General features: G+C 75.8%; 13 protein-coding genes. 7 read left to right on the forward strand and 6 right to left on the reverse strand.

All coding sequences use genetic code 11. The annotated features are described in order from the left end of the window. The coding region (locus PYV61_RS12105) for a CHAD domain-containing protein (protein ID WP_275831802.1) at positions 1 to 943 on the reverse strand (943 nt) is incomplete at its 3' end. 28 nt (positions 944 to 971) lie between these two features. Further along, positions 972 to 1,280 carry a CPXCG motif-containing cysteine-rich protein gene (locus tag PYV61_RS12110; RefSeq protein ID WP_275831804.1) on the reverse strand — a complete coding sequence of 103 codons (309 nt, stop codon included), beginning with the start codon at positions 1,278 to 1,280 and terminating at the stop codon, positions 972 to 974. Between the two features lie 269 nt (positions 1,281 to 1,549). Here PYV61_RS12110 and PYV61_RS12115 point away from each other — a divergent pair, with 269 nt between their 5' ends. Both PYV61_RS12115 and PYV61_RS12120 read left to right on the forward strand, forming a co-directional pair. Next, the gene (locus PYV61_RS12115; protein WP_275831806.1) at positions 1,550 to 1,792 is read left to right on the forward strand and encodes a hypothetical protein; all 243 of its coding nucleotides are present in this window, start codon (positions 1,550 to 1,552) and stop codon (positions 1,790 to 1,792) included. Positions 1,793 to 1,818: 26 nt separating this feature from the next. After that, positions 1,819 to 2,559, forward strand: coding sequence for a hypothetical protein (locus tag PYV61_RS12120; RefSeq protein ID WP_275831808.1), 741 nt, complete (start codon positions 1,819 to 1,821; stop codon positions 2,557 to 2,559). Here the strand turns inward: PYV61_RS12120 and PYV61_RS12125 are convergent. The 4 genes from PYV61_RS12125 to PYV61_RS12140 are packed head-to-tail and all read right to left on the reverse strand — an operon-like array spanning position 2,556 to position 6,925. Then, positions 2,556 to 4,304, reverse strand: a complete 1,749-nt coding sequence (locus PYV61_RS12125; protein ID WP_275831810.1) for a PQQ-binding-like beta-propeller repeat protein — start codon at positions 4,302 to 4,304, stop codon at positions 2,556 to 2,558. The two genes, PYV61_RS12120 and PYV61_RS12125, sit on opposite strands and share 4 nt — an antisense overlap. After that, on the reverse strand, positions 4,249 to 4,704 hold the full coding sequence (gene arfB, locus PYV61_RS12130) for an alternative ribosome rescue aminoacyl-tRNA hydrolase ArfB (protein WP_275831812.1): 456 nt from the start codon (positions 4,702 to 4,704) through the stop codon (positions 4,249 to 4,251). The genes PYV61_RS12125 and arfB overlap by 56 nt, the downstream gene beginning before the upstream one ends. Beyond that, positions 4,701 to 5,546 (reverse strand): methyltransferase domain-containing protein, encoded by an 846-nt coding sequence (locus PYV61_RS12135; protein ID WP_275831814.1) that lies wholly within the window; start codon positions 5,544 to 5,546, stop codon positions 4,701 to 4,703. Before PYV61_RS12135 ends, arfB begins: the two co-directional genes overlap by 4 nt. Positions 5,547 to 5,554: 8 nt before the next feature. Next, on the reverse strand, positions 5,555 to 6,925 hold the full coding sequence (locus PYV61_RS12140; RefSeq protein ID WP_275831817.1) for a hemolysin family protein: 1,371 nt from the start codon (positions 6,923 to 6,925) through the stop codon (positions 5,555 to 5,557). A 162-nt stretch (positions 6,926 to 7,087) separates the two neighbouring features. On the opposite strand from PYV61_RS12140, the gene PYV61_RS12145 reads away from it, so the two are divergent. The 5 genes from PYV61_RS12145 to PYV61_RS12165 form a co-directional block, all read left to right on the forward strand. After that, on the forward strand, positions 7,088 to 8,821 hold the full coding sequence (locus tag PYV61_RS12145; RefSeq protein WP_275831819.1) for an ATP-binding protein: 1,734 nt from the start codon (positions 7,088 to 7,090) through the stop codon (positions 8,819 to 8,821). Between the two features lie 73 nt (positions 8,822 to 8,894). Then, positions 8,895 to 10,262: a sigma-54 dependent transcriptional regulator gene (locus tag PYV61_RS12150; protein ID WP_275831821.1), complete on the forward strand. Its 1,368-nt coding sequence runs from the start codon at positions 8,895 to 8,897 to the stop codon at positions 10,260 to 10,262. Positions 10,263 to 10,667: 405 nt separating this feature from the next. After that, positions 10,668 to 11,087, forward strand: a complete 420-nt coding sequence (locus tag PYV61_RS12155; protein ID WP_275831823.1) for a prepilin-type N-terminal cleavage/methylation domain-containing protein — start codon at positions 10,668 to 10,670, stop codon at positions 11,085 to 11,087. A 393-nt stretch (positions 11,088 to 11,480) separates the two neighbouring features. After that, the gene (locus PYV61_RS12160) at positions 11,481 to 11,900 is read left to right on the forward strand and encodes a prepilin-type N-terminal cleavage/methylation domain-containing protein (RefSeq protein ID WP_275831825.1); all 420 of its coding nucleotides are present in this window, start codon (positions 11,481 to 11,483) and stop codon (positions 11,898 to 11,900) included. A gap of 183 nt (positions 11,901 to 12,083) precedes the next feature. Next, positions 12,084 to 12,292 (forward strand): hypothetical protein (locus PYV61_RS12165; protein ID WP_275831827.1); only part of this gene is annotated, 209 nt, incomplete at its 3' end.

Consider the following 12,292-nt stretch of genomic DNA (forward strand, 5'->3'; position numbering starts at 1 on the left):
CGGCGCGGCGCTTCTCGACCTGCCGCTCGGCGGCCGAGGCGGTCGCGTCGTCGGGCGGCGGGGTGGCGTCCACCTCGGCCGCGCCCTCCTCCGCCGCGGCCGGGACGGGAACCGCCTCGACCGGCGTCGCGTCCACGGACGCAGCCGCCGCGCGCGCCGCCGCTTCCGCGTCGGCCTCGGTCAGCGCTCGCGCGAACTCGTCCGCCAGCACGTCGAGGTCGTGCAGCTCGCCGAGCACGTCCTGCATGCGCTTCAGGCGCTTGAGCACCGGCGGCGCGCTGGTGGTCAGCGCCGCCACCGGCTCCAGCAGGTAGCGCACGCGCTTCCCGGCGATGCGCGCCTCGTGCGCCGCCTCGATGGCCTCGGGGCCGTCGATCTCCGACAGCCGCTCCCCCAGCTCCGCCGCCGCCGCGCGCAGACGCGCCGCGAGCAGCGCCGAGAAGCGCCGCTCCGCCACCGGCTCGTCGATCCGCACCTTCTGCCAGTAGACGGGGAGGCGACGCGCCAGCCGCGCGGTCAGCCGGTCGAAGTCGACGCCCACCTCGTGCGCGAGGTCGCGGTCGGCGTCGACCTTGGCCGCCCGCCAGCGGTCGCGCAGCCACGCCGCGCCCGGCCGGTTGCGCGAGGTCAGCGAGCCGCGCTGCCCGTCGAGCCACTCCAGGTGCACCTCGAGGTCGCGGCTCGCGCCGGTCGCGCGCGCGATCTTCCGCAGCAGCCGGCGCGCGCGGCCGCCGAACGAACCCTCGAGCGCGTCGCGGTACGCGCGCTCGGTGCTGCGCAGCCGGCGCACCGCCACGCGGAAGTCGTGCAGCGCCTCGGCGTCCTTCGCGTCCGAGAGCCGCTCGCGCGCCGCCGACGCCTCGGTCAGCAGCGCGTGCACGATGCGGCGCACCGCCTCCTCGGGGGAGCGGGCGAGCAGGTCGGCGGGGAGCGTCGGGGCCACGGTCGCGGGGCGGGGGATCGCGGCGCGCTCAGTCGCCGTTCGCGGGCTCGACGGCGACGGATGCGCCGCCGTCCTCGAGGTACGTCACGAACACGCGCCAGGGCTGGCAGCACACCTGGCAGTCCTCCACGTACTCCTGCACCGACCCGCCGCCGGGGTCGAGGGCGATCGCGTTCGACTCGCCGCAGTACGGGCACCACACCTCGGCCTCGGTGTCGGCCACGCCGTCGCCGAGCGGGAAGGCCTCGTCGAGGTACGCCTCGTCCTCGTCGAGCGCGGCGTGGCGCTCGTCCTCGCCGTCGAGCGGGTCGTCCTGGTCTGCGTCGTGGTGCGGCACGGATCGATCGATCGGATCGGTGTGGGGCGGGGGCGAGCGCACACTCGGCGCCCGCGTCGGGCGGCGCAAGGCGTGGGCGCCCCGCGGCCGCGGATCGTGACGCGTCTCACGCGAGGGACGCGCCACCGTCCGCGGGCGGGGACACCGCGGCTCCGTGACGATACGGAGGGGATTGTCCCGCAACGAGTTGCGCGCGCCGTGCGCTCCGGAGCGGGCGATGCGAGGGCGCCCCGGTGTCCCTCGACGCGCCACACCCCGCGGAGCCCTCCATGCTCGCCCACGCCGCCCCGACCGCCGAGCGCCTCCCCGCGCTCGCCCCGACCGTGTTCCTGCCGCCCGCCGCCCGTGCGGCACTCCCCGAGATCGCGCGCGCCTCGCTGGTCGCGGCCGCGGTGGGCGGGTGGGCGGTGGCGGTCGCCGCGGCCGGCTCGCTGCTCATGACCGGCCGCGCGGACGCCGTCGCCGATCGACCCATGGTCGGCCCCGCCCGGGGGGCGCAGCTTCTTCCCTGACCGCTCTCCCCGAGCTCCTCATAGACATGCGACCGCTCCCGTCCGTCGCCGCCCTCGCCGCCGCGCTGCTCCTCGCGGCCCCCGCGCGCGCCCAGTTCACCTACCGCGCCGACTCGCTCGGCCCGGCCACCCGCGCCGGCGAGCCGCGCCTGCAGGGCGGCGCCGCGCTCTCCATCGGCCAGCCGGTCCGCGAGTTCCGCCAGTACGTCGCCAACGGCGTCGGCGGCACGGGGCACGTGCTCTACCGCATGGGCGGGAGCGGCGCCTTCGCGGCGCGCCTCGACGCCGGCTTCGTGCAGTACGGGCGCGAGACCAAGCGCATCCCGTGGAACGACAACGTCGGCCGCGTGACCGTCGACCTCCAGACGACGAACAACATCTTCTGGGCGGGGGTCGGCCCGCACCTGATGGCGCCGAGCGGGCCGGTGCGCCCGTACGCCACGGGCTCGGTCGGCTTCGCGGTCTTCTCGACGTCGTCGTCGATCCGCGACCGCGACGACGACTACGAGATCGCGTCCGACCGCAACCAGAGCGACGGCACGTGGGCGGTGAGCGGCGCCGGCGGCGTGCTGATCCCGGTGTCGCGCAACCAGCGCTCGATCTTCTTCATCGACCTCGGCGCGCGCTTCCACCGCAACGGGAGCGTGGAGTACCTGCGCGAGGGCGGCGTCCGCGACATCCCCGGCGGCGGGGTGGAGTACTCGCGCATCCGCAGCGCCGGGGACCTCTGGACCTACCAGATCGGGATCTCGGTCGGCGGCCGCTAGGGCACCGTGCCGCGCATGCGGCCCGCGTTCCCGCCGACCTGCGACCACTCCGAGCCGGGACGCGCCGGCACGGTCACCAGCACCACCTCGGACAGGTCGGCGAGGTAGATCCGGTTGGGGAGGAAGCCGCTCCCCGTCGAGGCGCACGCCCGGCTCGGCGTGCGCCCGAGGATCTCGCCGGTCGCCAGCTCGAACACGTGGACGCCGCACAGGCTGGCCACGTACACCTTCCCGTCGTCGCCGACGTGCGGGAAGCCGCCCGAGGCCATCGCCTCGTTGAACACGCGCCACCGCCCCACGCCGTCGGCGGTGCGCAGCGCGCTCAGCATGCGCCGCCCGCCCGTCTCGACGACGAGCAGCGTCCCGCCGGGGGCGATCGCCATCGTGCCGCGCACGTCCGGCACCTGCCAGCGGAGCCGCCCGTCCGGGCCCACCGCGCCCAGCGTCGCGTCGAGGCGCCCGAAGTAGAGCGCGCCGTCCGCGTCGACGGCGCCGACGGTGAGCGCCGCGCCGCCGGCGTCGAACCCCCACAGCCGCTCGCCCGCGCGCGTCAGCGCGGTGATCCCGCGCCCCCACGCGTACACGCGCCCGGGCGCGAGCACCACCGACTGCGCGCCCGGCGCCGCGCGCCCCCACCGCAGGTCGCCGGCGGCGGTGTACGCGACGACCGAGTCGGGGCGCGCGCAGTAGATGCCGCCCTCCGCGTCGAGCGCGAAGCCGACGCCGAGCGTCCCGCACGGCAGCCCGGCGGGGAACAGCTCGCGCCCGTCGCGCGCGTGCCCGCGCAGCAGCAGCCCGTCCTGGAAGAAGACGGAGCCGTCGGGGCCCGCGCTGAGGTCGCGGACGCCGCTGCCGACGCCGCGCCGCCACCGCTCCGTGCCGTCGGGCGCCGAGGCGACGAGCGTGTTCATGCCGCGCGTGTTCGTCTCCACGTGGTAGAGCGTCTCGCCGTCCGGGGCGACGACGAACGCCGCCATCCCCGGGCCCGGACCGCCCGCGCTGAGCACGCGCCCGACCGGCAGGGGGTACGGACGCAGCACGGCCACGTCGATCGAGTCGCGCAGCCCGAGCGACGGCAGTTCGGCGCGCAGCACCGCGGAGCCGGGCCCGACGCCGCGCACGCGCCCCGCCGCGTCGACGTTCGCCACGCCCGGCGCGGTCGAGCTCCACCGCACCTGCGCGCGCAGCGAGTCGGCGAGCGGGCGCCCGACGCCCCCCGAGTCGCGCGCGGCGAGCGTCAGCGCCGCCTCGCCGCCGACCAGCAGCCCCTGGAAGATCGGCTCGAGCGCGAGCCGCGTGATCACGCGCGTGACGACGGCGTGCACCGTGTCGACCAGCGGCGGCCCGCCCGCGCGCTCGAACGTCGCGATCACGCGCGCGCTTCCCTCGCCGACCGCGACGAGGCCGAGGTCCGGCGTCTCCACCACCCGCACGACCGTGTCGATCTCGCTGCGCCACGCGACGCCGGGGAGGTCGAGCGGGCGGCCGCGCAGGTCGAGCAGGCGCACCGTCGGCGTGCGGCGCTGGAAGAGCGACGTGAAGCGCACCGTGTCGGGGAGCACCTCCAGCCGGACCGGCGCCGTCGAGTCCACGACCGCCGGCGGCGGCGTCGTGCCGCCCTCGCCGCCGCCGCACGCCGCCGCCGCGAGGGCGAGCGCCGCGGCGCCGACGAGTCCGGCCGGCCGCCGCTCAGTCGTCCGCGCGTCGCCGCTGCTGCTTCTTCTCCGACTGCTTCCGCTTCTCATCGAGACGTCTCATCTTGGCCGCCCGCGACGGCTTGGTCGGCCTGCGCACCTTCGGCACCTTCAGCCCGTCGCGCACCAGCGCCGCCAGCCGCGCCTCGGCGGCCTCGCGGTTCTGCAGCTGGCTGCGGTGCTCGCTCGACACGATCCGCAGCGCGCCGTCGGCGTCGAGGCGCGCGGCGAGCCGCTCCAGCAGGCGCTCGCGCTGCTCGTCGGCCAGCACGCGCGACGTCCGCACGTTCCACCGCAGCTCGATGCGCGTGCTCGACGTGTTGACGTGCTGCCCGCCCGGGCCGCCGGCGCGCGTCGCCTTCACGTCCAGCTCCGCGCGCGGGATCGCGAGCGTGCGCGTGACCGCGATCGCGTCGGGCGCGGGCGCGTCGGGGCCCACGGGGGCGCTCACGGCCGCTCCTGCGCGCTCCGCCGCGCGATCCGGTCGCAGCCCAGCGCCTCCAGGCGCCCGGCCACGCGGGCCGGCGCGGTGAGGTCGGCCTCGGTGGCCGGCGCCGCGAACACCGCCAGGTACTCCTCGGGCGCGGTGGTGTGGAACGCCGTCTGGCGGTAGCCCATCGCCTCCAGCTCGCACTTCAGCAGCGCCGGCGGCGTGCCGTGCTGGTTGGTCGGCCGCGTCGTGTCGAGGATCCCGACGCGCGCGTTCGGCTTGAGCGACGGCCACAGGTTGTACAGCAGCCCGAACGGCTGCTCGATCTCGTGGTACATGTGGATCAGCAGCGCCACGTCCACCGTGTCGCGCGGCAGGCGCGGGTCGTGCGGCTCGCCGAGCGTCAGCACGACGTTGGGGAGCGGGTTGGCGCGCAGCCGGCGCTGCAGCAGGCGCAGGTAGTCCGCCTCGATGTCCTCCGCCCACACGGTGCCGCCGGGGCGCACGCGCTCGGCCACGCGCACCGAGTAGTAGCCGTCGCCGGCGCCGACGTCGGCGACGTGCATCCCGGCCTTCACCTGCAGCAGGTCGAGCACCTGCCGCGCCTCGCCGGCGTCGTCGCGCGCCTCCTCGCTCGACCAGCGCGGCGCCACGATGTCGGACACCGGGCGGCTGGGGGCGGGGAAGCGGTCGGCCGCCGCGCCGCGCGGCCCGCGCGGCGTGATGCTGTCGCTCGCCGCGCCGGTGTCGCTGACGACGCCGGCCTTCACCGAGTCGGTGCGCGTGACCGGCGTCGAGTTCCCCCCGCGGCAGGCCGCCGCGGCGAGCAGCGGGAGCGCGAGCAGCGGGAGCGCGAGACGCACGCGCGCCGTCACGTCGCGGCCCCGCGCTCGGCGGCCGCGGCGGCCGCCGCCTGCTGTGCGCGCACCGCCGCCACGCGCCGCCCTTCCATCGCCACCACCTCCAGCTCGCCCCCCGGGAACGACGCGCGGTCGCCGACGCGCGGCAGCCGTCCGATCGCGCTGAAGGTGAACCCGCCGAGCGTCGTCCAGTCGCCGTCGGGGATCTGGAGGTGGTAGTCGGAGCGCGCGTCCACGAGCGACATCGACCCCGCCAGCTCCAGCACGCCGTCGAACTCGAACGCCTCGCGCTCGCGCTGGTCGTACTCGTCGTTGATGTCGCCGATGACCTCCTCGATGAGGTCCTCCATCGTGACGATCCCCGCGGTGCCGCCATACTCGTCGAGCACCACGGCGAGGTGCGCGCGCGTCCGCCGCAGGTCGTCGAGCACGCGCTCGGCGGCCTTCGTCGCCGGGACGTACGCCGGCTCGCGCAGGTAGTCGCCCAGCCGGAACGGGGGCGCGTCGTCGGCGCGCAGCCAGAGGTCCTTCGCCAGGAAGACGCCGATCACGTCGTCGAGCGTGTCGCGGTAGACGGGGTAGCGCGAGTACCGCTCGGAGCGCAACGCCGCCCACACCTCGTCCTCCGTCGCGTCGACGTCGAGGGCGACGACCTCGGTGCGGGGGCGCATCACGTCGTAGGCCTTCTTCTCGTGGAAGTCGAAGACGCCGGCCAGCATCGCCGAGTCGCTCTCGTCGAGCGTGCCGTGCGCGCGCGCCTGCATGACGAGGAGGCGCAGCTCCTCGGGGGAGTGCACGTGCTCCCCCTCGCCCACCGGGCGGATCCCGAACGGCCGCAGCAGCGCGTTGGCGGTGCCGTTCAGCACGTAGACGAACGGCTTCATCAGGCGCGAGAACCAGATGAGCGGCGACGCCACCCACCGGCTCACCCCCTCCGGCTGCGACAGCGCCATCGACTTGGGCGCCAACTCGCCGAGCACGATGTGCAGGAAGGTGATGACGCCGAACGCGACGCCGATCGCCGCCGCGCTGTGCGCCGCCGCGCTCGTGCCCGGGCCGTGCGCCGCGCCGACGCCCACGGCCGCCAGCCCGCGGTCGATCAGCGACGCCAGCGCCGGCTCGCCGATCCAGCCGAGGGCGAGGGAGGCGAGGGTGATGCCGAGCTGCGTCCCCGAGATGTAGCGGTCGAGGTGCTCCTGGGCGTGCTGCACGGTGCGCGCGCGCGCGTCCCCCTCCGCGACCATCTGGTCGATCTTCGAGCGGCGCGCGGCCACCAGCGCGAACTCGGCGGCGACGAAGAAGCCGTTGAGCAGCACGAGCACGAGGACCGCCCCCAGCCGGAGGCCGATCCCGCCCAACGACAACGCCGCGTCCGACTCCACCCGGTAACCCTCCCGTGCCTGGTTCGTCCTGCCGCTGGGCACTCTCGCATTTTGCGAGACCGCCCCCCGCCCGCCCCGCCCCCGCCCCTGCACCTGTCGCGCCCGGCGCCCCGCGCGGCGCCCCCGGCCAATCTGCGCCGGGGCGCGACGCCGCGCCCCGCCGTGCGCCTGACGCCCAAATCTACCGAGCTCGCCCGCCAGGTCACGCTGGAGCCCCGCGCCGTGCTGCGCTGGGCGCACGGCGGGCGGCTGGTCGTGGTCACGGCCCTCTTCCTGGCGGCGGTGTTCGCCTGGGAGCGCGCGAGCCAGGAGGACACGCGGGTCGTCGCGGTCGCGTTCGCCGTCGCCGTCGCCTGGACGGCCGGCGCGTGGTGGCGCGTCGAGGTCCAGCGCCGCCGCCCGGGGATGCTCCTCGTGGGGGCGCAGGCGGCGCTCGACCTGCTGCTGACGACGGCGGTGGTGCACGTGACGGGGGGCGCGCAGTCGCAGTTCACCCTCCTGTACGTCCTCGTCCTGGCGGCGGCCGCGCTCCTCCTGCCGGTGGCCGGCGGGCTGCTGGCGGCGGCGGTGGCGGCGGCGCTCTACGCCGGCGACGTGGTCTGGCTCCGCCCCGGCGGCTCGTCGCTCGGCCTGTCGCTCCAGGCCAGCGTGTTCGTGATCGTCGCCGCCGGCGCCGGGTACGTGGGCGCGCGCCTCCGCCAGGCCGGCGCGGGGGGCGAGCGGCTGGCCGCCGCCCTCGCGCGCGCCCGGGTCGAGGCGACCGACATCCTGCGCAACATCCGCAGCGGGATCGTCACGGTCGACGCGCAGGGGCGCCTCCTCTTCGCCAACCCGGCCGCCGCGACGCTCCTCCAGATCGACCTCGCGGCCCGCCTCGGGCGCCCGGTGCTCGACGACGTGGGACGGGTCGCCCCGGTGCTGGCCGACGTCCTCTTCCGGGCCGCCGCGCGACGCGAGCGCACCACGCGCGCCGAGGGGTCGATCCGCGTCGGCGAGCAGACGGCGCTCATCGGCGTCACGACCACGGTGTCCGACGGGGCGGGGGAGCTGGCGTCGGGGACCGCGATCTTCTCCGACATCACGCAGAGCAAGCGGCTGGAGGCGCTCCACCTGCGCGCCCAGCGGCTGGAGGCGGTGGCGGAGCTCAGCGCGTCGCTCGCCCACGAGATCAAGAACCCGCTGGCCTCGATCCGCAGCGCCACCGAGCAGCTGGCGGGGCTGGCCACGCGCGGGGTCGACGGCGCGCTGGAGGCGGAGGACGCCGACGACGTGCGCACGCTGTCGCGCCTCACGGTGCGCGAGAGCGACCGCCTGAGCCGCCTCCTGACCGAGTTCCTCGACTTCGCCCGCGCGCGCGTCACGCGCGTGGAGCGCGTGGACGCCGGCGCGCTCGCCCGCGACGCCGTCCGCCTCGCGGCCGCGCACCCGGCGGCGGAGCACGTGCGCATCCACGTCGAGGTCCCCGACGACGCCCCCGCCCTCGACGGCGACCCGGAGCTGCTGCACCGCGCGCTGTTCAACCTCGCGCTCAACGCGGCGCAGGCCACGGCCGCCGCGCATCCCGCGGGGGGCGGGCGGGTGCGCGTCGCGGTGCGCACCCCGACCGCGGAGGAGCTGCCCGGTGGGCTCGCGTTCCCCGACGGCGCGGTGGCGCTCGACGTGTCCGACGACGGCGCCGGCATCCCCGCCGAGGCGCTGGAGCGGCTGTTCGACCCGTTCTTCACGACGCGCCGGGAGGGATCCGGGCTCGGGCTCGCCGTCGTGCAGCGCGCCGTCGAGGCGCACCGCGGCGTGGTGCTGGTGGAAGGGGGAGGGGACGGGACGGGAGCGCGGTTCACGATGCTGCTCCCGTCCGTCGCGGCGACGGTGCTCGAGCCGGAGGAGGCCGTCGCGTGAGCCGCGCGCCCCGTCATCCCCCCGTCTCCGCGCACCACGACCCGACGAGCCGACCCAACGACGAGGACCACCAGTGACCAACAAGCCGACCGTCCTCGTCGTCGACGACGAGACCAGCATCCTCGAGTCCGTCCGGATCCTCCTCAAGACCGAGGGCTTCCACCCGCACGTCGCGCACGGCGGGAAGGCCGGCCTGGAGAAGCTCGAGGAGCTCCGCCCCGACATCGTCGTGAGCGACGTCCGCATGCCCGGCGTCGACGGCCTGCAGCTCCTCGCCGCCGCCCGCGCGCAGGACCCGGCGCTCCCGGTCGTCCTCATGACCGCGCAGGCGACGCTGCAGAGCGCCATCCAGGCGGTGAACGACGGCGCGTTCTACTACCTCCAGAAGCCGTTCCGCAACGACGAGCTGGTGGCGATCGTGCGCCGCGCCGCCGAGACGCGATCGCTGCGCGCCGAGAACCAGCGGCTGACCCAGGAGATCAAGCGCCGCGAACGCGGGGGCGTCGTGCCACCGGCCGGGCAGGCGCGCCTGTGGCGGGAGGCGCTGCGCCTCGCGGAGACCGTCGCGCCGACCGACAGCACCGTGCTGGTCACCGGCGAGAGCGGCACCGGCAAGGAGGTCGTCGCGCGCTGGATCCACGAGCAGTCGGCGCGAGGCGAGGCGACGTTCGCGTCGATCAACTGCGGCGCGCTCCCCGAGTCGCTGCTGGAGAGCGAGCTGTTCGGCCACACCAAGGGCTCGTTCACCGGCGCGGTGAAGGACAAGCAGGGGCTGTTCGCCGCGGCCGGCGGCGGGACGTTCTTCCTCGACGAGATCGGCGAGACGACGCCGGCCACGCAGGTGAAGCTCCTGCGCGTGCTGCAGCAGCGCGAGGTCATCCCCGTCGGCGCCACCGACCCGGTGGCGATCGACGTGCGGCTGGTGGCGGCCACCAACCGCGACCTCGAGGAGGAGGTGCGGCGCGGCGCGTTCCGCGGGGACCTGTACTACCGCCTCAACGTCATCGCGATCCACCTGCCGCCGCTGCGCGAGCGGCGCGACGACATCCCGCTGCTCGCCGACCACTTCCTGCGCGTCGCGGCGTCGCGGCGCGACGAGGCGGCGAAGGCGCTCGCGCCGGCGGCGCTCGACGCGCTGGTCGCCTACCAGTGGCCGGGCAACGTGCGCGAGCTGGAGAACGCCATCGAGCGCGCGGTGATCCTCACGCCCGGCGACGTGGTGCCCGCGGCCGCGCTCCCCGAGCGCGTGACCGAGCGGAAGGTCGAGCCGCTGGTGACGGAGCGCACGCCCACCTCGCCGACCCTCGAGGCGATCGAGCGCGCGTACGTGACGTGGGTGCTGCAGAACGAGGGCGGGAACAAGTCGCGCGCCGCCGAGGTGCTCGGCATCGACCCGTCGACGCTCTACCGCAAGCTCGCGCGCTACGGCGTCGAGGCCTGACGCGCGGCGCGCGCCGCACACGCACGCGCACGGGGGCCGGGGGCGTCACGCCTCCGGCCCGTTCCGTTCCCGCCCGCGCCGCCGTGGCGCGCGCACGTGCCGCCGGGCAAGCGCCCGGCGCCGTGTGACGGCCTCGCAAGGTGCACGGCGTCGTGCAGAACGCGAGGCGTTGCGGGCCCCGCACGGGGCGATGCTGCGCGCACAACCGCTTGCGGCGACACGCGTTGCGCGGTGTGGTGGGTCGGGGCATGTCGGGTGCCCTGCAGAGTGCCGCGAACCGCTCGCCACGCGGCGGACCGGCCGCACGAGGCGATGTGACCGGCGCTCAAGTCGGCCAGTCCCCCCGCCGATAAGCACAGCCGGATCCGTCCCAGTCTCACCATCCCCATCCCGGAGTCGCGCGTCATGCAGACCAACAACCGCAAGGGCTTCTCGCTCATCGAGCTCCTGATCGTCGTCGTGATCATCGGCATCCTCGCCGCGATCGCGATCCCGAAGTTCGCGAACACGAAGGAGAAGGCGTACATCGCCCAGATGAAGTCGGACCTGAAGAACCTCGCCTCGGCGCAGGAGTCCTACTTCGCGGACCGCAACACTTACGCGACGCTGGCGCAGATCCAGGCGGCGCCGTACGCCTGGACGGTGTCGGGCGGCGCGGCGGTCACGCCGAACATCACGGCGGCCGCGGGCGGCTGGAGCGCGACGCTGGCCGACACGCGCGTCACGAGCGCGGGCGCGACCGACAACTGCGGCATCTACGCCGGCGGCGTGGCGTCGCCGAACGCCGCGGTGACCGCCGAGGGCGTGGTCGGCTGCTGGCCGTGATGCACTGACCGCAGGACCGCACGACGCGCATGGGGCGGCTCCCTCCGGGGGCCGCCCCATCGTGCGTTCCCGGCCTCGCGCGCGAGCGTCGCCTGCTCGCGTGCGAGGCGCCGGGCGCGTGCGCGCGGCACATGCTCGCGGCCCGCGCGTGGAATGCTCGACCGCGTCGCGCATTTCGCAATGCGTCTTGCAAAACGCGCCGTGCGGCACCGCGCGCCGCGTCGCGTCCGATCGGTACAAGTGCTTGCGAGCAAGGGAGTTACGCTGGCCGTCCGGGGGCGGCACGCACGCTGCCTTGCAGGACGCCGAACCGATCGGTCGCCCGATCGCCCGAGCGGATCGCTCGCCCCCGCAGTCTCCCCTCCCCACTCCCCCAGCACGGAGCCGCGCACCATGCAGACCAACAACCGGAAGGGCTTCTCGCTCATCGAGCTCCTGATCGTCGTCGTGATCATCGGCATCCTCGCCGCGATCGCGATCCCGAAGTTCGCGAACACGAAGGAGAAGGCGTACATCGCCCAGATGAAGTCGGACCTGAAGAACCTGGCGAGCGCCCAGGAGTCGTACTTCGCCGACAACAACGCCTACGCGAACCTCGCCGCGATCCAGGCCGCGCCCTACAGCTGGACGGTCTCGGGCGGCGCGCAGGTGACGCCGAACATCACCGCCGCCGCCGGCGGCTGGAGCGCGACGCTCCTCGACGCCCGCGTGACGAGCGCCGGCGCGACGGACAACTGCGGCATCTACGCGGGTGGCGTCGCCGCCCCGAACGCCGCGGTGACCGCCGAGGGCGTCGTCGGCTGCTGGCCGTGATGACGTGACCGGCCGACGTCCGCGCCGGCCGACGCACGACGCGCGATGGGGCGGCCCTCTCACGGGGGCCGCCCCATCGCGCGTCGGGAGCTTCCGGGGGCGCCGCCGGGTACCCGATTGCGCGGCGCCCCCCTCGCGCGTCCTCTGCGCGGCGACCGCGCCACGCCGCGCGAACGCCACGCCATGACCACCGTCCCGCCCCCCGACCGACTCCACGCCCTCCCCGGCGCCGACGCCTCCGCGCGCTCGGCGCCGTCCGCGCGCCTGTCGCGCGACGCGGGCGTGCGCAAGGGGGGGCTGGTGCTCGTGCTGGTGAGACTCGCCCTGTTCGCGGCGGCGGGCGCCGACGCGCGGGGCGGCCTCGCGCCGCTGGCGGTCTCGATCCTCGCCGG

Origin of the sequence: Roseisolibacter sp. H3M3-2, assembly GCF_029211165.1 — a bacterium.
Taxonomy (GTDB): Bacteria; Gemmatimonadota; Gemmatimonadetes; order Gemmatimonadales; family Gemmatimonadaceae; genus Roseisolibacter.

What these genes read in the sequence shown, in the direction of transcription:
- PYV61_RS12115 (WP_275831806.1), top strand. Translation starts at nt 1,550, where the DNA reads ATGCTCGCCCACGCCGCCCCGACCGCCGAGCGCCTCCCCGCGCTCGCC.
- PYV61_RS12120 (WP_275831808.1), top strand. Translation starts at nt 1,819, where the DNA reads ATGCGACCGCTCCCGTCCGTCGCCGCCCTCGCCGCCGCGCTGCTCCTC.
- PYV61_RS12125 (WP_275831810.1), bottom strand. Translation starts at nt 4,304, where the DNA reads ATGAGAAGCGGAAGCAGTCGGAGAAGAAGCAGCAGCGGCGACGCGCGG.
- PYV61_RS12155 (WP_275831823.1), top strand. Translation starts at nt 10,668, where the DNA reads ATGCAGACCAACAACCGCAAGGGCTTCTCGCTCATCGAGCTCCTGATC.
- PYV61_RS12160 (WP_275831825.1), top strand. Translation starts at nt 11,481, where the DNA reads ATGCAGACCAACAACCGGAAGGGCTTCTCGCTCATCGAGCTCCTGATC.